Raw genomic sequence first — 23,021 nt, 5'->3', positions numbered from 1 at the left:
GGGCCATCGGCCCGAAGGGGAAGACTGTGTCGATTGCTGTTCCCGCACCCTCCGCGTCCACCGCGTCCTGCGCCCCCACCGCCTCGGCGGGCGGATCGCCGGCCCCGCCCGTCACCGGGGCGGCCGCCCGCCCCGTGGTTCCGCTTCCCGCTCCGCTTCCTGTGGCGACTGCTGCCGTTGTGGCCGTCGGCGACGCGGGTGCGGGGGGCGTACGGGGCTCCGTACGGCGTCCACTGGCGGTGGCCCTGCTGGCCGCCGCGCTCGCCGCGGCCCCGGGCGCCCGAGCCTTCGCCGACTCCGATCCGACGGCCGGCCGCGCCGCCGAAGGCGCGAGCGCCGTGCTCGACGGGCTGAAGACCTACGGCCAGGCCGTTCTGCGGACCGGGGACGGTTCGGTCCGGCAGATCCCGGCCGGGCTGTACGAGATGCGGGTCGACGGCGGCGGCATGCTCCAGACGTACGGGGTCGGGGTGGCGGGGTACGCGCAGCCCCAGGCCCGGTACACGGAGAGCGGCTGGAGCGGCAGTCCCCTCGCCGGAAACGCCGAGGCCGGGCGCATCCGGTGGGTCCTGGAGCACTCCTACCCGCAGCTCAACGACCTGGCCGGGCTCGCGAAGGCGGCCGGCGCCGGCTCGCTCACGGCGGAGACCGCGGCCGCCGGCACCCAGGTCGCGATCTGGCGGCTGGCCGACGGGGCCCAGGTGGAGGCGACGGACCCGGCGGCGGAGCTGCTGGCCGACTACCTCCAGCGGACGGCGGGCCGACTGCCGGAGCCGCCGGCCTCGCTGGGGCTGGATCCGGGCCGGGTGTCGGGGCCGGTGTCGGGGCCGGTCGGCAGCCGGCTCGGGCCCGTCACCGTGCGGACGGGGGCGCAGAGCGTGAGCGTCACCCCGGACGCGGCGGCCGTGGCCATGGGCGTACGGGTGGTGGACGCCGAGGGGCGCCCGCTGGAGTCCGTCGGCAACGGCACCCGGCTGTACTTCGAGGTGCCCCCGGGCACCCCGGACGGCACGGCCTCGGTCACCGTGCAGGGCTCCACGAAGGTGCCGGTCGGGCGGGTCTTCACCAGCGGGATCCCGGCCGAGGCGCAGATCGTGGCCGGCTCCAGCGCGTCGGCGTCGACCGCCACCGCCACGGCGGTCTGGCCGCGGCCGCGCGGCCAGGCGTCCCCGTCGGGTGCGCCGGGGGCCATGGAGGCCCCGGCCGGGGCGGCGGAGACGGTGGTGGACGCCGCGTCGTCGTCCTCCCCGGAGGAGACGCCGGACGACGAACGGCTCGCCACCAGCGGCAGCTCGGCCGCCACTCCGGTGATCGCCGCGCTGGCGGTGGGACTGGTGGTGCTGGGCGGAATGGTGGTCCTGCTGCTGCGCAAGCGGCCGCTGGAGGGAGAGGACGGGGAAGACGCGTAGGGGAGGAGGCACAGGGGAGCAGGCACAGGGGGGAGGCACAGGGGGGGCCTGATTTCGGATCGGCGGCTCCGGGTAGGGGCAGGAAATGGCTGATCAGGAGTTGACCTGGCGGGGCGTGGTCGCGGGCTGGGACCGCAGACTGTTCGACGCGGTGGCGCGGCGGCACTGGCCGGGGGCCGACCGGGTGCTTCCGAGGCTCGGGCGCGCAGCCAACCACGGGGTGCTGTGGGGCGCGGTCGGGGCCGGGATCGCCGTGCTCGGCACGCCCCGCGCCCGCAAGGCGGCCCTGCGCGGGGCGGCCTCGCTGGCACTGGCCTCGGCGACGATCAACACCGTCGGCAAGTGGTCCGTCCGCCGGCCCCGGCCGTTGCTGGACGGAGTCCCCGTGGTGCGGCAGCCCGTCGTACCGCCCTGGACGACGTCCTTCCCGTCCGGGCACTCCGCCTCGGCCTTCGCCTTCGCCACGGGACTCGCGCTGGAGTCCCCGGGCTGGGGGCTCGCGGTGGCCCCCGTCGCCGTGTCGGTGGCGTTCTCCCGCGTGTACACGGGGGTGCACTACCCGGCCGACGTGGTCGCCGGCGCGGCGCTCGGGGTGGCGGCCGGGTTCGTCGTGCGCCGCCTCGCGCGCGACGCGCAGGAGGCGCGGGTCGCCCCGGGTGACGAACGCGAGGCCGTCGGAGCGCCTGCCCTGCCGGACGGCGCCGGGCTGACGCTGGTCGTCAACACCGGGTCGGGGACGGCCGCCGAGGCGGGGCTCGACCTCGTACGGGAGCGGCTGCCGAAGGCCGAGCTCGTCGAGTGCGGGGGCGAGGAACTGCCGGCCGTCCTGGCTTCGGCCGCAGCCCGCGCCACCGTGCTCGGGGTGTGCGGGGGTGACGGTACGGTCAACGCCGCCGCGACGGCCGCCCTGCGCGCCGGGGTGCCGCTGGCGGTGTTCCCCGGCGGCACCCTGAACCACTTCGCGCTGGACCTCGGCCTCGCCGGCCCGGAGGACACCTGCCGCGCCCTCGCCACCGGCCAAGCGGTCCGCATCTCGGTAGGCCGCTTCACCCCCACCCCGCCCCGCCCCCACACGTCCCCCACCCGTGCCGCCGGTCCCGGTTCCGTCGCCGCGGCCGGCGACGGGGGGTACTTCCTCAACAACTTCAGCATCGGGGCCTACCCGGAGATGCTGCGGCACCGGCTGCGGTGGACGCCGCGGATCGGGGCGGGGCCGGCGGCCGTGGTGGCGGCCTGGCGGGTGCTGCGCGCCGAGCGGCCCGTCCACCTCACCCTGGCCGGGCGCCCTCGCAGCGCGTGGCTGCTCTTCGTCGGCAACGGCACCTACCACGGCTCCGGCCCCGCCCCCCGGCGCCGCGACAGCCTCGGCGAGGGCCTGCTCGACCTGCGGCTCGTCCACGGCGGCGGCCGCCCCGGCCCGCGCCTGCTCGCCGCCGCCTTCACCGGCCCGCTCAGCCGGTCTCCCGTCCACGTGGCCACCCACCTGCGCAGCCTCCGCGTCACGGACATCCCGCCCGGCACCCCGCTCGCCTACGACGGCGAGTACGCCCACGCCCCCCAGGCCCTCGTCCTCGACTCCCTCCCGGACGCCCTGGTCGTCTACCGCCCCCGCTGAAGGGCGCCGTCGGCCCCGAGGTCGGCCCGCATCACGGCGCGCATGTCCTTCCACCGCTCCCCGAGCCCGAGGAGATGGGCCTTGAGCGTCTCGAAGCCGCCGTCCGGCAGCGGGTCGCCCTCCTCCAGCCGCAGGATCCGGTAGAAGGTCTGGGCGAGCACCTCCGTCGTGCCGTCCAGCTCGGCCACGACCGCCTCGGAGCCGACGAGCTGCGCCTCCGCGAACGCCAGGTGCATCGTCTGCCGGGCGTCCTCCAGGTCCGCCCGCCCCTGTGCCGTGACCTGCGCCTTGTGGACGAGCCACAGGAAGTTCATCAGCTCGATCCGGTAACGCCGGTACGCGGACATGGCGGCCACGTAGCAGGACCGCCGCACCTCCAGCTCCGCCGCCCGCCGCTCGCGCCGCCACTGGCTCTCGGCCATCAGCTCCTGGCGTTCGAACTGCTCGGACTGGACCCGGCCCACGAGCCGCTGCGTCAGCAGGGGCGCGAAGAGCGTGCCCGTCATGCCGATCAGTGCTATCGCCAGTGGTAGCGGCCAGCTGTTCACAAGGACTCCCCCCGGAGCGTCATACCTGTCGTACGGGGAGTCATCCTGCCCCGCCCGGCACGGCCCCCGCTGTCCAGGGGAGCGGAACGCGTTTCCCCCGGGGGATGGACGTACGGCAAGATGGGGTGTATCTGCCCACCCATTGATCTGCCGGACGGTTTCTCTTGGCTGAGTACATCTACACGATGCGCAAGACGCGCAAGGCTCACGGCGACAAGGTGATCCTCGACGACGTCTTCCTGAACTTCCTGCCGGGGGCGAAGATCGGCGTGGTCGGCCCGAACGGCGCCGGCAAGTCCACCGTCCTGAAGATCATGGCGGGCATCGAGCAGCCGTCCAACGGCGACGCCTTCCTTTCCCCCGGTTACTCCGTCGGCATCCTCATGCAGGAGCCCAAGCTCGACGAGTCCAAGACCGTCCTGGAGAACGTCGAGGACGGCGTCGGCCCGATCAAGCAGAAGCTCAACCGGTTCAACGCGATCGCCGAGGAAATGGCGACGAACTACACCGACGAGCTGATGGAGGAGATGGGCAAGCTCCAGGACGACCTGGACCACGCGAACGCGTGGGACCTCGACGCCCAGCTGGAGCAGGCCATGGACGCCCTGGGCTGCCCGCCCGGCGACTGGCCGGTCACCAACCTCTCCGGTGGCGAGAAGCGCCGCGTCGCGCTCTGCAAGCTGCTGCTTGAGGCCCCCGACCTGCTGCTCCTCGACGAGCCCACCAACCACCTCGACGCCGAGTCCGTGAACTGGCTGGAGCAGCACCTGGCCCAGTACAAGGGCGCCGTCGTGGCGGTCACCCACGACCGCTACTTCCTCGACAACGTCGCCGAGTGGATCCTCGAACTCGACCGCGGCCGCGCGCACCCCTACGAGGGCAACTACTCCACCTACCTGGAGAAGAAGGCCGAGCGCCTCAAGGTCGAGGGCAAGAAGGACGAGAAGCGCGCCAAGCGCCTCAAGGAAGAGCTGGAGTGGGTCCGCTCCAACGCCAAGGGCCGCCAGGCCAAGTCCAAGGCCCGTCTCGCTCGCTACGAGGAGATGGCGGCCGAGGCCGACAAGATGCGCAAGCTCGACTTCGAGGAGATCCAGATCCCGCCGGGCCCGCGTCTGGGCTCGATCGTGGTCGAGGTCAACAACCTCTCCAAGGCGTTCGGTGACAAGGTCCTCATCGACGACCTGTCCTTCACCCTGCCCCGCAACGGCATCGTCGGCATCATCGGCCCCAACGGCGCCGGCAAGACCACGCTGTTCAAGATGATCCAGGGCCTGGAGAAGCCGGACTCCGGCGAGATCAAGGTCGGCGAGACCGTCAAGATCTCCTACGTCGACCAGGGCCGCGCCAACATCGACCCCAAGAAGACCCTCTGGGCGGTCGTGTCGGACGAGCTGGACTACATCAACGTCGGCCAGGTCGAGATGCCGTCCCGCGCGTACGTCAGCGCGTTCGGCTTCAAGGGCCCGGACCAGCAGAAGCCGGCCGGCGTCCTCTCCGGCGGTGAGCGCAACCGCCTGAACCTCGCGCTCACCCTCAAGCAGGGCGGCAACCTGCTGCTCCTCGACGAGCCCACCAACGACCTCGACGTCGAGACCCTGGGCTCCCTGGAGAACGCGCTGCTGGAGTTCCCCGGCGCGGCCGTGGTCGTCTCCCACGACCGTTGGTTCCTGGACCGCGTGGCCACGCACATCCTGGCCTACGAGGGCGACTCGAAGTGGTTCTGGTTCGAGGGCAACTTCGAGTCCTACGAGAAGAACAAGATCGAGCGGCTCGGCCCGGACGCGACCCGTCCGCACCGCGCCACCTACAAGAAGCTCACCCGGGGCTAGGTCGAAGACCATGGCCAGACACCACTACCGGTGCCCCCTCCGCTGGGCGGACATGGATGCCTTCGGGCACGTCAACAACGTGGTCTTCCTCCGTTACCTGGAGGAGGCGCGCATCGACTTCATGTTCCGCCTGGCGCCGGGGGAGGGCAGCGAGTCCTTCACGGGCGGCTCCGTCGTCGCCCGCCACGAGATCGACTACAAGCTGCCCCTCGTGCACCGGCACGAGCCGGTGCTCATCGAGTCCTGGGTGACCCGCATAGGCGCCGCTTCCCTGACCATCCGCTACGAGGTCAAGGACGAGGCGACCGAGGACAGGCCCGAGACGGTCTACGTCCGGGCCGAGACCGTGGTCGTGCCCTACAACCTCGCCGAGGGGCGGCCCCGCCGCATCACGGCCGAGGAACGGCTCTTCCTGGAGGAGTACCTCGACGAGCCGAAGGAACGAGTCGCGGCCAAGCGTGCGGAAGGTCGCCTCGCGGCATGAACGAGCAGTTGCGGCTGGCCGACTCCGGGGAGGCGGCGGACCTCGCCGCCTTCCTGGGCCGGCTGGTCCACTACGACCGCGCCGCCGCCGTACGCCTCCAGGCGTCGGCCGGCGGCGGCGCGCTCGCCGTCTTCGGGCGGCCGCCGTCCTTCGACGTCCTGGCGATCCGTACGGCCCGCCTCGCCGAGCCGCTCGCGACGCCGCTGGACGTGACGGTGTCCGCCGGGGAACTGCTGGAGGCGATCGACGAGGACGCCGCCACCCTCCCGGTGCCCGCCGCCGTCACCGGCCCGCCCTGGGCCGGGGTGCTGCCCCCGCGCGGCGGCTGGCAGCCCGTGGCGGGTCTGCCGGCTCCCGAGGCGGTACGGGCGGCCGTGGCCGCCGCCGTCACCGAGTTCCGGGCCCGTGACGAGGCCCTGCCCCCGCAGCACCGCACCCGCTCCGAGCGGGACCGCATCGGCCGGGAGATCTGGTCGCGCACCCTGGGAGACACCGAACTGCCGCTGCGCGCCGTGCACGCCGCGCAGTCCCTCGGCTTCCTGCGCCCCGTACGCTCCCCCGTGCCCGCCGCGTCGAACGGCTCCGGCGGGGCCGCCGCCGAGGCCACCCCGGCCCCCGTCGCGCTCTTCGCCTCCGCCGGCTGGCTGCGCCTCAGCACCCCGTACGGGTCCGTCGCCACCCGGCGCCCCGGACGGACCGGCGGGCTCGGCGCCCTCCAGGTCCGGCCGGTCTGACGCCGCCGCCGCTCAGGCGGTGTTGATCATCGAGGCGGCCGCGTAGGTCAGGTACTTCCACAGCTGCGCCTCGTGCTCCGGCGCGAGGCCCAGCTCGTCCACCGCCACCCGCATGTGCCGCAGCCACGCGTCGTGCGCGGCCGCGTCCACCTGGAACGGCGCGTGCCGCATGCGCAGGCGCGGGTGCCCGCGGTGGTCGCTGTACGTCGTCGGGCCGCCCCAGTACTGCATCAGGAACAGCGCGAACCGCTCCTCGGCGGGCCCGAGGTCCCCTTCCGGGTACATCGGACGCAGCAGCGGGTCCTCCGCGACGCCCTGGTAGAAGCGGTGGACCAGACGGCGGAACGTCTCCTCGCCGCCCACCTGCTCGTAGAAGGTCATCTCCTGGACGGTGCTCTGCGGATCGTCATTCACCCGACCATCGTCTCAGACGCCCGGACGGAGGACCCCGGTCCTAGGACCGATCCCGCCCGGCTCCCGGACCGATCCCGCCCCCCGCGCGCGGTCGCACGCGCGGGCCGGGCGCAGGAAAGTGGAGACATGGGCACGGACGGCACCGGACGGGACCTGCGCGAGGCCGCGCACGCCGCCCAGGTACGGGAGCTGGTCGCCGCCGGGGTGCTGGCGGACCCGGCCTGGCGGGCGGCGTTCAGCGCCGTGCCCCGCCACCTGTTCGTGCCGTACTTCTGGACCGGCCGCGGCGCCGGCCACGAGCGGCTCTGGGGCGAGGATCCGGACCCGGAACAACGCGCCCGCTGGCTGCGCGGCGTGTACACGGACGCCCCGCTCGCCACCCGACTGCGCGACGGCGAGCTGGTCTCCTCCAGCAGCCAGCCCTCCCTGATGGCGAAGATGTTGGAGGCGCTGGAGGTACGCGACGGGGACGACGTGCTGGAGATCGGCACCGGGACCGGTTACAACGCGGCCCTGCTCTGCCACCGGCTCGGCGACGAGCACGTCACCACGGTCGACCTGGACGAGGAGATCACCGAGTCGGCGCGGGCCCATCTGGCACTCCTCGGCTACCGACCGACGGTCGTCACCGGCGACGGGGCGCGCGGCTGCCCCTCACGCGCGCCCTTCGACCGGATCCTGGTGACCTGCACCCTGCCGCTGATCCCGCCCGCCTGGCTCGCCCAGTGCCGGCCGGGCGCGCGGATCCTGGCCCCCCTGTCGACCGGCCTGATCGCCCTCACGGTCGAGGGCCCCGACTTCGCGGAGGGCCGGTTCCTCCACACGTCCGCCTACTTCGTCCCCCTGCGCGGGGCCACCGCCTCCCCGCACCCCGTCGGGACGACGGGGCCGCTGCACGGGGTCCCGTACGAGCTGGTGGAGAACGAGCGCTTCCAGTTCCTGCTGATCCTGACGGCGGGGGTACTGCACCCGCGCGAGGCGCTCGACCTGTGGCGGCGCGAAGGCCGGCCGGCGCGCGAACGCTTCGGCGTCACCGTCACGCCCGAGGGCCAATGGGCCTGGCTGGACGACCCCCAGGGGCCCTACGTGTGGTCCCTGGGGGAGGAAGAACCCTAGCCCCGCCGGATGGTGATCGTGGTCCAGGCGCCCACGTGGACGCGGTCGCCGTCGCCCAGCGGGACGGGCACGTACGGCTGGATCGGTTCCTCACCGCCGTTGATGGTGGTGCCGTTCGTGGAGTTCTGGTCGACCACGGCCCAGCTCTGGTCCGGCTGCTGGACGAGCACCGCGTGCTGGTGGGAGACGCCCGGGTCCTCCGGCGGCACCGACAGGTCGATGTCGGGGGACTCGCCGGTCGAGGCGCGGCGGCGGCCGATGGTGATCTGGCCGCCGGAGAGCGGAAGGTGCTGTTCGGGGGAGTACGCGGGCAGGTTGAGCCCGGCCGCCTCGGGGCCGCTGCGCCGCATCATCGCCGTGAAGTACGAGCGGTCGGGCCCGATCGTCGCCGACCAGCCCTGTGGCTGCCGGTACTCCGGCGGCGCCGGGGGCTGCTGCTGTACGGGCGCTGCGGGCTGTACGGGCGCTGTGAGCTGTGCGTGCGCCGCGGCCTGTACGTGCGGCTCGGGCGCGGGCGGCGGCAGCAGCCAGTCGTCCTCGCGCTCCAGCGACTCGGCGGGGCGGTTGACCCGCGACGGGCGGGAGCCCTGGTAGTCGAAGTGGTCCTGGGAGTACACGGGCTGAGGCGGGGCGGGCGGGGCCGGCGGAGCGGGCGGGGCCGGCGGGGCGGGCGGGGCCGGGGGCGGCACGGCGGTGCCCGCACCCGTCACCGGCGTGGCCGCGCGGGTCAGGAAGTTGTACCGGCACTCCTCGCAGAACGGCGCCATGGCCTCGCGCGGGGTCCGGCACTGCGGGCACAGCTCCGCCTGGGCGGTCGGCTCTCCGGCGGTGGGAGGGTAGCCGTAGCCGTAGGAGGGCGCCGCGGGGGCGCCCGTCGGGGCAGCCATGCGGTGACCGCAGACCTCGCACCAGTCGTCGGAGGCGGACTGGTGCCCGTTCGGGCAGGTCGGCATCGCGGCGCTTCCCCCTTCTCCCTGCGTCATCGCGTCAGGTTCTGCTAGGTCTTCTTCACTCGGACGGTCTTCGTCGAACGCGTTTCAAGGGTCATCTCGTCGGCATCGGCGACCTTCGCTTTGAGCCGCACAGTACCCGCCACGGCGTCCACGACATCCACCACCTTCGCCAGAAGTCTGGCAGTGTCGGCGTTCCCCGAAACGCTCGCCAGCTGAACGGCACGCCCGAGTTTGGCCGTGGCGCCGTCGACATCGCCCATTTTGCGGGCTTCCAGGCCCTGCTGGATAGCCTGCGCGAGCTCCGCCTGTCCGGTGTAGTGCGCCACCTGCGGGTTGATGGCGGTCGAAGCGGCCGGATCGTTCGTCCACACCGCCCGGACGAGCCCCTGGGCGAGCGGGGTGCCCGCTTCGCCGGCCGGGCCGGGCAGCAGGAGCGAGGCACGGGCGGCCAACATCTCCTGGCCGACGGCGGCCCCCGGCACCCGGACGCACACGTGGTACTCGCGGGACTCGTCGCCCCACGATCCGGTCGGGTAGTCCCCGGCGCGCGGGCCCGCCTCGACGCGCCGGTCGGTCAGGTCGAGCATCGTGGGCGAGACCTGCTTGACGTACTGGATCTCCGCCCCGACGGGGGTCCACAGGCGCAGCGCCACGTCCGCGACCTCCTTGCCCATGACGTTCTCCATCATGCGCGTGAAGTCCTCGGCGAGGTGGGCGGGGTCGGCGACGATGTCGGCGGAGCCGAGCAGCGCGCTCGCGATCCCGGTGACCTCCTTCACCTCCCAGTCGGTGCCCACGCCTCGGGCGTCGCAGGTGAAGCGGCCCGCGCAGGCGTCGAGGGTGGCCCGCAGCACGGCCGGATCCTCGTGCTCGTTGCGGCCGTCGGTGAGCAGGATGCCGTGCCGGATGGCGGCGGGGGAGCGGCGCAGCAGACCGTCGGCGAGGCGGAGCCAGGTGCCGATGGCGGTGCCGCCGCCGGAGGACAGGCCGCGCAGGGCTTCCTTGGCCTGCGCGCGGGTGGCGGGGTCGGCGGTGGCGAGGCGGCCCTGGCCGGGGTAGACCTCCTTGGCCACGTGGGTGCCGGCGATCACCGCGAACGAGGTGCCGTCGCGCAGCGTGTCGATCGCGGCGGCCGTCGCCTCGCGGGCCCCGCGCATCTTGGCGGGCGGGTACTCCATCGAACCCGAACAGTCGACCATGATCACGACCGCCGCGTCCCGGCCGAGGACGCGGCCGGCGGTGGCACCGCCGGTGGAGGTGACCGTCACGATGGCGTGCACGTCCCGCCCGCCCTCGGGGAGGAACTCGTTCTGGTACACCTCCACGCTGAAACGCGGGGCGCTCGGCTTGGCGAAGTTCGCCACGGTGGGACTCCTCCTCGGGGCGACGGATGACGGACGGCGGGTGACGGGCGACATACGACGGGCGACATGCGACGGGCGGCGGCCCTGCGGTGGTCAGACCTCCGGGTGCGGTTCCGCTCCGGGTTCCGCTTCCGTCGCCGGACCGGATTCGGCCGGCGCGCCGAACGGCACGATGGCCACGGTGATGTTGTCGTGGCCGCCGCCGTCGAGGGCGTGCCCCACCAGCACCTGCGCGCTGTGCAGCGGCCGCTCGGCGGCGTCGGGGGGCAGGATCCGCGCCAACTCCCGCGCGGACTCGGCATAGTTCCACAGGCCGTCGGTGCAGACGACGACGACCCCGGGGTGGTCGGGGCGGAAGCTGGCGGTGTGCGGTTCGAGGTCGTACGCGTCCGCGCCGAGCCAGCCGGTGATGGCGTGGGCGCGCGCGTCGGCGTAGGCCTCGGCCTCGCCCATCAGCCCCGCCGCGACCATCTGGGCGGCCCAGGAGTCGTCCTCGGTGAGCCGGCGGGGGAGGGCGGCGCGGTCGTCGGGCACCCAGTAGGCGCGGCTGTCGCCGACCCAGCCGATGGTCAGCAGCCCGCCGCCGACGACCGCTCCGACGAGGGTGCAGGCGGGGGCGTTCTGGGCGCCGGGGCTCGGCGGGGCGAGGGCGCTGACGGCGGCGCCGGCGGCGAGGATCGCCTCGTGCATGGCCTCCTGGGCGTGGGCGCCCCGGGGCAGGGCCTCCAACAGGGCCTCGTTGGCGGCGCCGGCGGCGGCGGCCGAGGCCTCGTCGGGGCGGCTCGCGGAGGAGACGCCGTCGCAGACGATCGCCACGGTGGCGGCCGAGCCGTCGGGCAGGGCGGTGGCGGAGACGGCGAAGGAGTCCTCGTTGCGGTGGTGGCGCAGGCCCCGGTCGCTGACGGCGGCGACGCTGCCGAGCTCCTCCTCCAGGTGGTCGCGTTCGCGGGGCTGGGCGTGGCCGCAGTGCTCGCAGTAGCCGTCGGGGTCCACATGTCCGGAGCGGCAGGCGACGCAGGTCCGGCCACCGTCCGCCCGGGGCGCGGCGGCCGGCTGCGCGGGCTCCTGCGGGCCGCCGCCGTACGGGGTCCCGTGGTCGTCGGGCTCCCGGGGGAAGCCCTCGGGGTTGCCCTCGGGCGGCACGCCGCCGCCCGGCAGGTCGTAGCGGGCGGCGGCGTGACCGTACGGGCCTTCGTGCCCGGCCGGGGTCGCGGCGCCCTCGGCGGAGTCCACCCACCCGGGCGCGGGCACCCCGCCGGGATCGGCTCCGCCGGCGCGGCGGGGTCGGGTTCCGCGTACCGGCCCGCGACCGACGGCGGGGCCGGCGGGGCCACGGGGGGAGCCACCGGGGGCGCCGGGAGCGGAGGCGGCGGTGGCGGCGTCGCCGGGCGGGCCGCCGACGGGTCCTGCGAGGACGGGTCCTCCGAGGACGGGGACGGATACGGGGAGGAGAGGGCGTACCCGCACACCCCGCAGAAACGGTCACCCTCCTCCAGGGGCTCCGCGCAGCTGGGGCAGCCCGACAGCCGATGCATCGACATCACTCACACCCACGTCCGGGGACGGAAACGGTTTGCCCGCTCCACCAGTTCGATCCTCTCCTCGCCCCGCTGTGCCAGCCGGGCGAGGACGCGGTAGGAGCGCTCCAGGCCGAAGCGCAGCCCACGCTCGTCCAGTTGACTGCCGAGCAGCGAGGTCCGGCCGGGGTCGGCACCCCGGCTACCCGACAGTACCCAGTCCAGGGCCGAGCCCAGAACCTCCGTCGCCAGCCGCTCCTGGCGTTCCGGATCCAGGCCGAACCGCCGCAGTGCCTCCACCTGGTCGGACGCCGCCGCCAGATCGGGCAGCAGCGCCTCCTGCGGGGACCGGTCGCGCAGGCGTGCCCGTACGGCCGCCACCCGTGCGGCGGTGTAGTGGATCGAGGACTCCGGTACGGACTCCAGCGTCCGCACCGCGCCCTCGCGGTCGCCCGAGGCGAGCTGGACCCGGGCCAGCCCGAAGGCGGCGCTCACGAAGTTCGGGTCGGTGATCCACACCAGGCGGTAGTACTCGGCGGCGTTGTCCAACTGGCCCAGGACCTCGGCGCACAGCCCGAGCGCCAGCTTGGGCGCGGGCTCGCCGGGGAAGGCGTCGTAGATCGCGTCGAAGGACAGCGCCGCCGTCTCGTCGTCCCCGCCGGCCAGGGCGGCGATGCCGCGCGCCCACACCACGCGCCAGTCGTCCGGGTAGCGGGACTCCAGTTCGGTGAGCGCCGCGCCGGCGACGGCCGGTTCGCCGAGCTCCAGCCGGGCGCGCAGCTCGCGCAGCCGCAGCTCGGCGGAGTCCGCCGGGGCGGTGCCGAGCGCGCCGATCAGGTCGGCGGGCGCGGAGGCGAGGAGCCCGGCCAGGAAACCGGCGTTGGGGTCGGTCGCGTCCACGAGCGGTACGGGCAGCGCCAGCGCGGTGTCCCGCGCGTCGAGCCCGGCCAGACCCGCAGCCGGAGCCGGCGCGGGACCGGCCCCGGCCACGAGGGCGGCGACAGGGGTCTGACCTGCGCGGCGGGCGCCGCCGGGCTGCCCGGCCGGGGCGCCGGGACCGCTGCTCCGGCCTGGTGCGTGGCGGTGCTGCCGAGCGAGGGAACCCCGCCGGCGGCCGACCCGCCCACCCAGGGCCCGCTGCCGTGCCCGGCCGTCAACCCGGCCGCACCGGCGACTCCGGTCCCACCGGCCACTCCGATCCCACCGGCCGCACCAGCCGCTGCGGTCCCACCGGCCCCGTACGCCTCCGGCGCCACCGCCGTACCGAGCCCCGGCGTCGCCTCGGACCCCCTCCGCCGCCTCCGGAGCCGCCCCGTCAGGCCCGTCCGCTCCGAAGCGGGTCGGGCCCCGAGGAGGGACACCTCCGCCCCGGGCGCGTCCGCGTACAGCCGGGTGTCCGGAACGCGCAGTTCCGGCCCGAACAGCGTCGACAGCTGCGGCCTGGGCTTGCCCGTCTGGAGCGCGACGACCTCCCGCAGCACGCCCGTGAGCTGGTCGGCCATCTCCTGCGCCGACGCGAACCGCCGACCCGGATCCGGGTCGGTGGCCCGTACGAGCAGCCGGTAGAAGGACTCGTACCGCTGGAAGACCTCGATGTGCTCCGGATCCGGCAGGGAGTCCACGAACACGTTCGTGTAGCCCTGGAAGTCGAAGGTCAGCACCGCGAGGGTGCGGGCCACCGTGTACAGGTCGGAGGCCACCGACGGACCGGCCTCCGCGACCTCGGGGGCCTGATAGCCCACCGTGCCGTATATGGCCGACTCCTCGTCGTCCATCCGCCGGACCGCGCCCATGTCGATCAGCTTCAGCTGGTCCTGCTGCTGGATCGCGTTGTCGACCTTGAAGTCGCAGTACAGGAGGTTGCGGCTGTGCAGGTGTCCGAGGGCCTCCAGGGCCTCGATCCCGTACGCGCAGGCCTGCTCCACGGGCAGCGGATCGCGCCGCCCGTCGGGCCGGCGCCGCTCGTTCGCGATCTCCTTCAGGGACTTGCCGCCGACGTACTCCATGACGATGTAGCCGTCGAGCGAGCCCGTCCGCTGGTCCAGGTGCTCCACGAAGTTGTAGATCCGCACGATGTTGGAGTGCTCGATCTCCGCGAGGAAGCGCCGCTCGGAGATCGCCGCCTCCATCGCGTCCTGGTCCCCGGTGTCGAGGAGGCCCTTGAGCACCACCCACCGGTCCGCGACCGCCCGGTCCACCGCCAGGTACACCCAGCCCAGGCCGCCGTGCGCGAGGCAGCCCGACACCTCGTACTGGCCGCGCACCACGTCACCGGCGCGCAGCTTCGGCACGAAGGAGTACGGGTGCCCGCACTTGGTGCAGAACCCCTCCGTCCGGCCGGGCCGGTCCCCGCGCGCGCGGCCCACCGGGGACCCGCACTCCGAGCGCGAGCAGAACCGCTTGCGCTCCGGGACCTCCGGGTTCTCCAGCACCGCCGCCGAAGGATCCGGACGCGGCACCTCCGGGACGCTGACCAGCCCGGCGCCCAGCCGGCTGCGCCCCGAGGCACCGGCCGCCGAGCCCGAACTGCGCACCGACACCGAACGGCTGGACGCGCTGCCCGGCAGCGCACGCGACAGCCGCCCCGACACCGAACGGCGGGAGGACGAGGAGCGCGACGAGCGCGAGGAACGGGCCGAGGCCGAGGACCGGCCGGAGCCCCCCGAGCCGGCCGAGCCCCGGGAGTCCCCGTGTCGGGCGGCGCTCGTCATCCCCGTCGGCGGGGACACCAGCTCCTCGGCGCCGGCCGCGACCGCGCCGATCGGGGCGAGCCCGCAGGTGTCGCAGTACACCTCCCCGCCGCCCATGTCCTCGTACGTCCCCGGGCAGCCGGGGCGCAGGCACGGCGTTCCTATCAGGCTCATGCGTGCTCCCCTCCCGGCCCGTCGGGCCTCTGGTGTGCTGAATCCGACCGCGTATCCGACTGCGCCGGGGCCAGGGCCTCGGCCGTCGCCCGCTGGTAGCGCAGCACCGCCTCCTCCGCGACCCGCAGATCACAGGGCGCGCTCCACAGCATCCGCCGGGCCGCGTCGTAGCGCTCGATCAGCAGCGGATCCTCCGCCAGACCCAGCCGGGCCACCTTCGCCCGGTACGCGTCCAGCCGGCCGCGCAGCTCCGCCCGGACCGCGAGCGGCGCCGTCACCGCGGTCAACGAGGCGCGGGCCCGCTCCAGTTCCTCCGCGGCCCGGTCCTCCAACGCGTCCAGCAGCGGCGAGAGCCGGTGCCACTGCGAGCGCCGCCGGTACTCGGCCGCCGCCGCGAGCTGTTCCTGGAGCGCCGTCGGCGGACCGCTGACCGCCGGGACCTCGGAGGCCGCGATCTTCGCGAGGACCTCGACGCGCGCCGTGCGCGCCTCCGCCAGGGTCCGATCGGCCCGCGAGAGCACGTCGCGCAGGGCGATCAGCCGCTGCTCGGCGTCCTGCCGTACGGTCAGGACCGCCTCGACCTCGCGGCGTACGTCCTCCAGCGCGCGGGCCGCCCGGTCATAGCGCTCGGTGTCGGGCCGGCCGCCCCCCGGGGCGGAACTGCCCGCCGGGGAGACCCAGAAGGCCAACGGGTCGGCGATGACCTCCTCCCGCAGCTGCGCCAACTCGGCGGTGATCGCCTCCAGGTCGTCCCCCGACGGGTGCTCGCCCGGCCGTACCCCCACCGAGTGCGCCAACGAGCGCGTCCGGTGAAGTTCGGCGGCGAGCAGGTCGATCCGCGCGGGCAGCGCCGACCAGACGGCGTCGGCGGCGACCACCACGTCCAGGGAGGCCGCGTACAGCTCGTTCATCCGGGCCACCAGCTCGGCCAGGGAGAACCGCTCCGTCAGCGCGGCGCCCTCCACCCCGGCGCCGGCGATCACCACGCCGGGTCCGCGTAGCCGCTCGGTCAGCTCGGACAGGTCCTTGACGCCGGGCCAGCGGCTGCGCTCTCGGATCTCGCGGGCGGCCGCGAGCGCCCCGCTGTAGGCGTCGAAGTACGTCCACAGCCGGGTGATCGCCGCGTCGGTCGCGGCCCACCGCTCCTTGGTGAAGCCGCTCAACGCGGCCCCCTCCAACAGCCGGCGTCCGGCGTGGTCCTGGAGGGCGAGCAGGGAGGTCTCGACGGCCTCGTGCTCGGCGGCGAGGCGTGCGAGGGCGCGGTCGACGTCGTCGCGGTCCATCAGGGCCGATCCCGTCACCGGACGATTCACGTGGGGCTCCGCATCCGTCACCGGCCTCAGCCGTCCCGGTACTTGGGCGCGGGCGGCTTGGCGCCCTGGGGCAGGACGTTCGCGAAGTGGTCCCGGTAGGCCTTCTCCCACGGGCCGTTCTCACCGCCCGCGCGGTAGTTCTCCAGCACCTTGTTCACCCGGCGCACCAGGTCGGTGGCGTCCTTGTTCATGGCCACTCCGTAGAACTCGCGGGTGAACGGCGCCCCGACCAGCTTCAGCGACGGGTCCTGCGCCGCCTGGCCGGCGGCGAGGGCGTTGTCCGTGATGATGCCGTCCACCTGTCCGAGCTGGAGCCGCACCAGACAGTCCAACTGGTTCGGGACGGAGACGGGCACGGCGCCGTACGAACGGTTCTTCAGGGCCGCCTCCGCCGTGGAACCGGCGGCCGTGCAGACGCGGCGGCCGTTGAGCGAGGCGTCGTACCCGGTGATCGTCGAGCCGGAGGGCGCGAGCACCTGCTGTCCGGCCTCGAAGTAGGCGGTGGAGAAGGCGACGTCCTCCAGCCGCTTGCAGTTGATCGTCATCGTCCGGACGACGATGTCGACGCGGCCCTCCTGGAGCGCGGGGATCCGCTGGTTGGTGGGGATGGCGCGGTAGATCACCTTGTCCTCGCTGCCGAGGATGTCCTTGGCGATGGCCTTGACCAGGTCGATGTCGAAGCCGGCGAGGGAGCCGTCCGCCTTGCGGTAGCCCCACTTGAAGCTGTTCTGGTCGACGCCCGCGACGAGCTTGCCGGCGGCGCGGATGCGCTGGATGGCCGGCCCGTCCAGGTCGGAGGGGCGCAGGCTCGCCTCCGGATTCGGGCAGGTGTCGGCCGGGGCGGCGGGGGCCGCCGCCATCGACGCGGGCTCGCGGACCACGTCCGGTCGACCCGGCCCCGGGGAGGACCGGGTCAGCGGCACCAGTACGGCGGCGGCCGTCATCGCGCAGGCGGCGGCCATCGCGCTCACCCCGCCCCAGCCGCGCAACCGACCGCCGTGGCGGCGTACGCGACCTGCGGAACGGCGTACGCGACCTCCGGAAGCCACGGGATCCGCCGCTCCCTCGCCCTGCTCCGCCCGTGCCCGTCCTATCCGCATCGACCTCACCTGTACTCCGAAAGCCTGCGGCCGATGCCGAGGAGGGCCGCCACCGCGCCGAGGACCGCCAGCGCCGCCGAGCCGATGAACAGTCCGCCCATCGCGCCCCGACCGCCCCGGGCGGCCTCGGTGAACTCCCGCTGCTCATGGGCGACGGCCCGCTCCAGGGAGGCGTCCACCCGGTCGAAGGAGGCCCCGCTGCTGTTCTTGTCCCCGATGACCTGGGGCAGCGCCTCCTCGTACCCGCCCTTCATGTCCGCCTCCCGGGCGGCGGCGTGCCGTTGCTTCCACTGGGCCACGCCTTCCACGGCCTCCTTCACGGGCTCCCGGCCGCGGGTGTCGTCGGCCAGCCGCAGGGCCAGCGCCAGACCGTCGTCGAGCTGCCGCATGTTCTTGCCGTAGTCCACGTCGTACTTGTCCGACTTGTTGTCCTCGGCCAGTACGGCGCCCCGCGCGATCAGCGTCAGGTTCTCGTTGGCTCTGGCCTGGAGCGAGGCGATCCGGGCGTCGTTGAGCACCTTCAGCGACTCCTGTCCGTCCGAGCGGGCCTCGCCCAGCCCGGCCCGCGCGATCGACTGCCCCACCGTCAGCCACAGCAACACCACCACCGACGCGGCCGTCGCGACCAGCAGCCCGTGGTTGAACACGCGGTTCGTCCGCAGGTAGTTGCGGCGCTGGGCCCACACCAGGGCGCCGAGGGCGAGCACGCCGGCCGCCGTCGAGACCGCGGGCCAGGCCCGCGCCTCGTCGTAGTCCGTGTACAGTCGGCCGGTCTCCGCCTCGTACAGCCGCTGGGCGGCGGGCAACAGGACGGTGCTCATCTGCTCGTTGGCATAGCGCAGGTAGGCGCCGCCCAGCGGCAGGCCCTGCCGGTTGTTGGCGCGGGCCTGTTCGATGAGGCCGGTGTAGCGCGGCAGTTGCTCCCCGAGGAGGGCTATCTCCTTGCGGGACTCCCCGCCGGCCCCCGTGTTGGCCGCGGCGCTGACCAGCAGGCGCGAGGCGTTGGCGATGTCCTTCTCGTAGCGCATCCGGACATCGTGCGGCTCCTGGGCGCCGGCGAGGAACCCGCTGGAGGAGGCCGTGTCCGCGTCGGCCAGGGAACGGTAGATGCTCGCCGCGTCCGCGCTCAGCGGCTGGCTGCGGCCCACCACGTCGTCCGCCGCCGTGGTCCGGTCGGAGACCTCCCACACCGCCACCGCCCCGAACAGCAGGACCAGCGCGGCCAGTACGGCCCCGATGATCCGCAGCCGGCCCGGCTCGGTCGTCGCGGCGGCGCGCAACCGCTCCACGCCCTCCGCCCAGGCCGTACGGCGGCCGGGCGGCCCCGGCTCGGGCCCCGCGGGCAGCCCGCCCCGCGCCCCGGGGGAACCGCTCCCGGGCGCGGACGCGCGTGTCGTGATGGCCACCGTGACCTCCCCCTCGGTCCCTGCTGTTCCGGAGCAGTATGGCCGTAGTGGAGTCCGGCCACAGCACCCGGTGCCGGATCCCGGGTGATCCACCCCGAACCGTCACCCGGCGCCGCCCCCGTACCTCCCCCGAGACCGCCCCCGTCACCCCTTCATCGTCAATACGCGGGGCGCGGCCTCATGGTTCCTTTCCGGTCCGCAACCGGCCCCGGTTCACCCGAAATGGGCACGGAGTTTCGCCTCGGCCCCGGCGGCGGGCGGGCACCCGTCCAGCCCCAGGGCGTCCAACCCCGCCGCGTCGGACCGCAGGGCGTCCAACCCCAGCAGCCCCGCCCCCAGGACAGGCGGTGCGGTCACCACCGACACGCGGGCGCGCGGGGCCCGCAGGGCCAGCAGTTCCCCGATCCGGTCGTCGAGTTGCGGATGCCGGGCCGCGAGCACGCTCCCGCCCAGCAGGACCGGTACGTCCTCCTCCAGCAGCCCGAGCCGGCCCAGCGCCACCGATGCCATCGCCACCACCTCCTCGGCCTGCCGCTCCACGATCGCCGAGGCCACCGAGTCGCCCGCCGCCGCCACCGCGAACAGCACCGGCACCAACTCGTGGATCCGGCCCCGGGGGACCGGGCCCAGGTGCAGTGCCTCGATCAGCCGCGCCATCGAGGCCAGCCCGAAGTGGGCGGGCAGGGCCGCCGCCAGCTCGGTCGGCCCGCCCCGGCCGTCCTCGGCCCGCGCCGCCCACCACAGGGCCTCCTCCGCGAGGCCGCCCCCGCCGCCCCAGTCGCCGGAGATCACCCCGAGCGCGGGGAAGCGGGCGGTGCGCCCGTCGGGCAGCATGCCGACGCAGTTGATGCCCGCCCCGCACACGACCGCGACCCCGCGCGGCGGGCCGGGCTCGGTCAGACCGGCCCGCAGGATCGCGAAGGTGTCGTTGCGCACGTCGGTCGCCGTGCCCCAGCCGCGCGCGTCCAACGCCCGCGCGAGGCGGTGTTCCTCCACCGGCAGGTCGGCGTTGGCCAGACAGGCCGAGACCCGGGCCGCGTACGGAACCCCCGCCCCCGCACCCGAGCCCGCACCCGTCCCCGACCCGGCCGGCCACGCCGCCTCGACGGCCTGCGCCACGGCCTGCCCGAGCACGTCCACCGCCGCCTCGACGCCGACCCGGGTCGGCTGGAAGCCTCCCGAGCGGCCGGCGCCGAGGACGGTGCCGTCGTAGCCGATCAGGGCGACGTCCGTCTTGCTGTTGCCGGCGTCGACGGCCAGCACGGCCGCCTCCGCTACGCCCACGGCAGGTGCTCCTTGTTGTGCGCGAGCAGCCGGTCCGTCAGCCCGTCCGCCAGGTCGAACTGCCCCACCAGCGGGTGTGCGAGGAGCGCCCGGAAGACCCGCTCGCGGCCGCCGCGCAGGGCCGCGTCCAGCGCCAGGTCCTCGTACGCCGTGACGTGCGCCAGCAGCCCGGCGTACAACGGGTCCGGCCGGGGCGCGGCCAGGGGCACGGGCCCGGAGCCGTCGACGCGGGCCTGGACCTCGATCACCGCGTCGTCGGGCAGGAACGGCAGCGTCCCGTCGTTGCGGGTGTTGACCACCTGCACCGCCGGCTCGCCGCCGCCCAGCAGGGCCGCCGCGAGGTCCACGGCCGCCTCCGAGTAGAAGGCCCCGCCCCGCTTGGCCAGCAGCGCCGGCTTCTCGTCGAGCGTGGGATCCGCGTAGAGGGCGAGGAGTTCGCGTTCCATCGAGGCGACCTCGGCGGCCCGCGAGGGCTTCTCGCCGAGTTCGCGGACCACCTCGTCGTGGGCGTAGAAGTAGCGCAGGTAGTACGAGGGCACCACGCCGAGCCGGTCCAGGACGACGCGCGGCATCCGCAGGTCGTCGGCGATCGCCTCCGCGTGCTCCGCGAGCAGTCGGGGCAGTACGTCGGTCCCGTCGGGGCCGCCCAGGCGCACCCCGAATTCCCAGGTCAGGTGGTTGAGGCCGACGTGGTCGAGGTGGATCTCGGCCGGGGTCACCTCCAGCAGCGCCGCGAACCTTCGCTGCAAGCCGATGGCGACGTTGCACAGCCCGACCGCCTTGTGCCCGGCCTGGAGCAGGGCCCGCGTGACGATCCCGACGGGGTTGGTGAAGTCGATGATCCACGCGTCGGGGGCGGCCCGCCGGATCCGCTCGGCGATGTCCAGCACGACCGGGACCGTACGCAGCGCCTTCGCCAGGCCGCCCGCGCCGGTGGTCTCCTGGCCGACGCAACCGCACTCCAGCGGCCAGGTCTCGTCCTGGAGGCGGGCGGCCTGCCCGCCGACGCGCAGCTGGATCAACACGGCGTCGGCTCCGGCCACGCCGGCGTCGAGGTCGGCGGTGGTGGTGATCCGTCCGGGGTGGCCCTGGCGGGCGAAGATCCGCCGGGCGAGGCCACCGATCAGCTCCAGGCGTTCGGCGGCCGGGTCGATCAGGACCAGTTCGGAGATCGGCAGGGTGTCGCGCAGTCTCGCGAAGCCGTCGATCAGCTCGGGGGTGTAGGTGGAACCGCCGCCCACCACTGCGAGTTTCATCGGGGCCTAGCCTTTCACTCCGGTCAGGGTGACGCCTTCGACGAACGCCTTCTGGGCGAGGAAGAAGAGGACGATCACCGGGGCCATGACGAGCACGGTCGCCGCCATGGTGAGGTTCCAGTTGGTGTGGTGCGCGCCCTTGAAGGACTCCAGTCCGTAACTGAGCGTCCAGGCGGCCGGGTTGTCGGAGGCGTAGATCTGGGGGCCGAAGTAGTCGTTCCAGGCGGCGAAGAACTGGAACAGCGCGATGGCGGCGATCCCCGGCTTCGCCATCGGCAGGACCACCCTCAGCAGGGTGCGCACCTCGCCGCAGCCGTCGACGCGCGCGGCGTCGAGGTACTCCTCGGGGATGGTCAGCAGGAACTGGCGCAGCAGGAAGATGGAGAACGCGTCGCCGAAGGCCATAGGGATGATCAGCGGCCACAGCGTGCCGGACAGGTCCAGCTGCTTCGCCCAGAAGAGGTACATGGGGATGACCACCACCTGGGGCGGCAGCATCATCATGGAGATCACCAGCAGCAGCGACAGCCGCCGCCCGCGGAAGCGGAACCTGGCGAGGGCGTACGCGACGGGGACCGAGGAGAGCACGGTCAGTACCGTCCCGAGGCCCGCGTACAGCAGGGTGTTGCGCCACCAGGTGAGGAAGCCGGGGGTGTTCCACACCTTCGCGTAGTTGCCCCACTCCCAGGTGTCCGGGGTCAGATCGCGGGTCAGCGCCTGTTGGTCGCTCATCACGGACGTGAGGAAGAGGAACACGAAGGGCAGGACGAAGAACAGGGCGGCGGCGACCCCGAGGGAGTGCACGCCGATCCACTGGAGGACGGCCTTGTGCCGTACGACCCGCGGCTTGTGGACGACGACGGCCACCTCAGTCACCCGCTTCGATCAGTCCGCCGCGGCGGCGCATGAGCAGCGCGGTGACGGCCATGGAGAGGGCGAACAGCACCAGCGCGACGACGCAGGCGGCGCCGTAGTCGAAGCGCTGGAAGCCGGCGTTGTAGACGACCTGGGGCAGGGTCAGCGTCGACTTGTCCGGGTATCCGGGTTCGAACTGCCGGCCCGAGCCGCCGATGACGCCCGCCGACACCTTCCCCGCCACCAGCGGCTGCGTGTAGTACTGCATGACCTGGATGACCCCGGTGACCACCGCGAACAGGATGATCGGGGAGATGTTCGGCAGGGTGATGTGCCGGAACCGGCTCCAGGCCCCGGCCCCGTCCAGCTCGGCGGCCTCGTACTGCTCCTTGGGCACGTCGAGCAGGGCGGCCATGAAGATCACCATCAGATCGCCCACTCCCCACAGGGCGAGCACGGTGAGCGCGGGCTTGGACCAGTCGGCGTCCGTGAACCAGCCGGGCGTGGGCAGTCCGACCGCGTCCAGCAGGACGTTGACCGGGCCGGTGCCGGGGTTCAGGAGGAAGACGAAGGCCAGGGTCCCGGCCACGGGTGGGGCCAGGTAGGGCAGGGAGAACAGGGTCCGGTAGATCCCGGTCCCCGTCTTGATCTTCGTGATGAGCAGGCCGATGCCGAGGCCGAACACGACCCGGCAGCCGACCATCGCCACGACCAGCCACAGCGTGTTCCACAGGGCCGGCCAGAACAGCGGATAGTCCGTGAAGACGTACGTCCAGTTGCCCAGGCCGTTGAAGACGGGCGGGCGGAAGCCGTCGTACCGGGTGAAGGAGAAGTACACGGTCGACAGGAGCGGGTAGGCGAAGAAGAACGAGAACCCGATCAGCCAGGGCGACATGAAGGCCGCGGTCCGCAGCGCGGACCGCCGGCGCTTCGCCCTCAGGGGATGCGTGCCGGTCATCG

At 73.9% G+C, this 23,021-nt stretch carries 18 protein-coding genes and 1 pseudogene; 6 read left to right on the top strand and 13 right to left on the bottom strand.

Going from position 1 to position 23,021, the window contains the following annotated elements; translation table 11 throughout:
* Nucleotides 1–26: 26 nt before the first annotated feature.
* Nucleotides 27–1,409: a TQXA domain-containing protein gene (locus M4D82_RS12260; protein WP_249766085.1), complete on the top strand. Its 1,383-nt coding sequence runs from the start codon at nt 27–29 to the stop codon at nt 1,407–1,409.
* A gap of 85 nt (nt 1,410–1,494) precedes the next feature.
* The gene (locus M4D82_RS12255) at nt 1,495–3,024 is read left to right on the top strand and encodes a bifunctional phosphatase PAP2/diacylglycerol kinase family protein (RefSeq protein WP_249766084.1); all 1,530 of its coding nucleotides are present in this window, start codon (nt 1,495–1,497) and stop codon (nt 3,022–3,024) included.
* Here M4D82_RS12255 and M4D82_RS12250 read toward each other — a convergent pair.
* Nucleotides 3,009–3,530 (bottom strand): hypothetical protein, encoded by a 522-nt coding sequence (locus M4D82_RS12250; RefSeq protein WP_249766083.1) that lies wholly within the window; start codon nt 3,528–3,530, stop codon nt 3,009–3,011. The two genes, M4D82_RS12255 and M4D82_RS12250, sit on opposite strands and share 16 nt — an antisense overlap.
* Before the next feature lie 206 nt (nt 3,531–3,736).
* Between M4D82_RS12250 and ettA the strand changes: the two genes are divergently transcribed.
* The 3 genes from ettA to M4D82_RS12235 are packed head-to-tail and all read left to right on the top strand — an operon-like array spanning nt 3,737 to nt 6,619.
* A complete protein-coding gene (gene ettA, locus M4D82_RS12245; protein WP_249766082.1) occupies nt 3,737–5,401 on the top strand; it encodes an energy-dependent translational throttle protein EttA in 1,665 nt (554 codons plus the stop codon).
* Between the two features lie 10 nt (nt 5,402–5,411).
* Entirely contained in the window at nt 5,412–5,885 is a 474-nt protein-coding gene (locus M4D82_RS12240; RefSeq protein ID WP_249766081.1) for an acyl-CoA thioesterase, read from the top strand.
* A complete protein-coding gene (locus M4D82_RS12235; RefSeq protein ID WP_249766080.1) occupies nt 5,882–6,619 on the top strand; it encodes a DUF8010 domain-containing protein in 738 nt (245 codons plus the stop codon). Before M4D82_RS12240 ends, M4D82_RS12235 begins: the two co-directional genes overlap by 4 nt.
* A gap of 12 nt (nt 6,620–6,631) precedes the next feature.
* Here M4D82_RS12235 and M4D82_RS12230 read toward each other — a convergent pair whose 3' ends face one another.
* The gene (locus M4D82_RS12230) at nt 6,632–7,000 is read right to left on the bottom strand and encodes a globin (protein ID WP_249771727.1); all 369 of its coding nucleotides are present in this window, start codon (nt 6,998–7,000) and stop codon (nt 6,632–6,634) included.
* Nucleotides 7,001–7,159: 159 nt separating this feature from the next.
* Between M4D82_RS12230 and M4D82_RS12225 the strand changes: the two genes are divergently transcribed.
* Nucleotides 7,160–8,149: a methyltransferase domain-containing protein gene (locus M4D82_RS12225; protein WP_249766079.1), complete on the top strand. Its 990-nt coding sequence runs from the start codon at nt 7,160–7,162 to the stop codon at nt 8,147–8,149.
* On the opposite strand, the gene M4D82_RS12220 is transcribed toward M4D82_RS12225, so the two are convergent.
* The 11 genes and pseudogenes from M4D82_RS12220 to M4D82_RS12165 form a co-directional block, all read right to left on the bottom strand.
* Nucleotides 8,146–9,132, bottom strand: coding sequence for an FHA domain-containing protein (locus tag M4D82_RS12220; protein ID WP_502988909.1), 987 nt, complete (start codon nt 9,130–9,132; stop codon nt 8,146–8,148). The two genes, M4D82_RS12225 and M4D82_RS12220, sit on opposite strands and share 4 nt — an antisense overlap.
* A 14-nt stretch (nt 9,133–9,146) precedes the next feature.
* A complete protein-coding gene (locus M4D82_RS12215; protein WP_249766078.1) occupies nt 9,147–10,466 on the bottom strand; it encodes a VWA domain-containing protein in 1,320 nt (439 codons plus the stop codon).
* Between the two features lie 93 nt (nt 10,467–10,559).
* Entirely contained in the window at nt 10,560–11,717 is a 1,158-nt protein-coding gene (locus M4D82_RS12210; RefSeq protein ID WP_249766077.1) for a PP2C family protein-serine/threonine phosphatase, read from the bottom strand.
* A gap of 293 nt (nt 11,718–12,010) precedes the next feature.
* Nucleotides 12,011–14,847 (bottom strand): annotated as a pseudogene (locus M4D82_RS12200) (serine/threonine-protein kinase).
* On the bottom strand, nt 14,844–16,130 hold the full coding sequence (locus tag M4D82_RS12195; protein WP_249766074.1) for a coiled-coil domain-containing protein: 1,287 nt from the start codon (nt 16,128–16,130) through the stop codon (nt 14,844–14,846). The pseudogene M4D82_RS12200 and the gene M4D82_RS12195 overlap by 4 nt, the downstream one beginning before the upstream one ends.
* A gap of 56 nt (nt 16,131–16,186) precedes the next feature.
* Nucleotides 16,187–17,122, bottom strand: coding sequence for a glutamate ABC transporter substrate-binding protein (locus M4D82_RS12190; protein ID WP_249771723.1), 936 nt, complete (start codon nt 17,120–17,122; stop codon nt 16,187–16,189).
* Nucleotides 17,123–17,265: 143 nt separating this feature from the next.
* Nucleotides 17,266–18,660: a GlnX family signal transduction membrane protein gene (locus M4D82_RS12185; RefSeq protein ID WP_502989061.1), complete on the bottom strand. Its 1,395-nt coding sequence runs from the start codon at nt 18,658–18,660 to the stop codon at nt 17,266–17,268.
* A 219-nt stretch (nt 18,661–18,879) separates the two neighbouring features.
* Nucleotides 18,880–19,950, bottom strand: a complete 1,071-nt coding sequence (locus M4D82_RS12180) for an N-acetylglucosamine kinase (protein WP_249766073.1) — start codon at nt 19,948–19,950, stop codon at nt 18,880–18,882.
* Nucleotides 19,941–21,206, bottom strand: coding sequence for a 6-phospho-beta-glucosidase (locus M4D82_RS12175; protein WP_249766072.1), 1,266 nt, complete (start codon nt 21,204–21,206; stop codon nt 19,941–19,943). The genes M4D82_RS12180 and M4D82_RS12175 overlap by 10 nt, the downstream gene beginning before the upstream one ends.
* A gap of 6 nt (nt 21,207–21,212) precedes the next feature.
* Nucleotides 21,213–22,082: a carbohydrate ABC transporter permease gene (locus M4D82_RS12170; RefSeq protein WP_349637055.1), complete on the bottom strand. Its 870-nt coding sequence runs from the start codon at nt 22,080–22,082 to the stop codon at nt 21,213–21,215.
* Nucleotides 22,075–23,019 (bottom strand): carbohydrate ABC transporter permease, encoded by a 945-nt coding sequence (locus M4D82_RS12165; RefSeq protein ID WP_249766071.1) that lies wholly within the window; start codon nt 23,017–23,019, stop codon nt 22,075–22,077. The genes M4D82_RS12170 and M4D82_RS12165 overlap by 8 nt, the downstream gene beginning before the upstream one ends.
* Between the last annotated feature and the right edge of the window lie 2 nt (nt 23,020–23,021).

This window comes from Streptomyces sp. RerS4 (assembly GCF_023515955.1).
Lineage (GTDB): Bacteria > Actinomycetota > Actinomycetes > Streptomycetales > Streptomycetaceae > Streptomyces.
This window is presented reverse-complemented; position numbering and strand designations above follow the sequence as displayed.

Bases quoted from the DNA above. Each gene is read 5' to 3' on its own strand.
- M4D82_RS12255 (WP_249766084.1), top strand. From the start codon at position 1,495: ATGGCTGATCAGGAGTTGACCTGGCGGGGCGTGGTCGCGGGCTGGGAC.
- M4D82_RS12250 (WP_249766083.1), bottom strand. From the start codon at position 3,530: ATGACGGGCACGCTCTTCGCGCCCCTGCTGACGCAGCGGCTCGTGGGC.
- M4D82_RS12240 (WP_249766081.1), top strand. From the start codon at position 5,412: ATGGCCAGACACCACTACCGGTGCCCCCTCCGCTGGGCGGACATGGAT.
- M4D82_RS12235 (WP_249766080.1), top strand. From the start codon at position 5,882: ATGAACGAGCAGTTGCGGCTGGCCGACTCCGGGGAGGCGGCGGACCTC.
- M4D82_RS12230 (WP_249771727.1), bottom strand. From the start codon at position 7,000: ATGACCTTCTACGAGCAGGTGGGCGGCGAGGAGACGTTCCGCCGTCTG.
- M4D82_RS12225 (WP_249766079.1), top strand. From the start codon at position 7,160: ATGGGCACGGACGGCACCGGACGGGACCTGCGCGAGGCCGCGCACGCC.
- M4D82_RS12220 (WP_502988909.1), bottom strand. From the start codon at position 9,132: ATGACGCAGGGAGAAGGGGGAAGCGCCGCGATGCCGACCTGCCCGAAC.
- M4D82_RS12195 (WP_249766074.1), bottom strand. From the start codon at position 16,130: ATGGACCGCGACGACGTCGACCGCGCCCTCGCACGCCTCGCCGCCGAG.
- M4D82_RS12190 (WP_249771723.1), bottom strand. From the start codon at position 17,122: ATGGCCGCCGCCTGCGCGATGACGGCCGCCGCCGTACTGGTGCCGCTG.
- M4D82_RS12175 (WP_249766072.1), bottom strand. From the start codon at position 21,206: ATGAAACTCGCAGTGGTGGGCGGCGGTTCCACCTACACCCCCGAGCTG.
- M4D82_RS12165 (WP_249766071.1), bottom strand. From the start codon at position 23,019: ATGACCGGCACGCATCCCCTGAGGGCGAAGCGCCGGCGGTCCGCGCTG.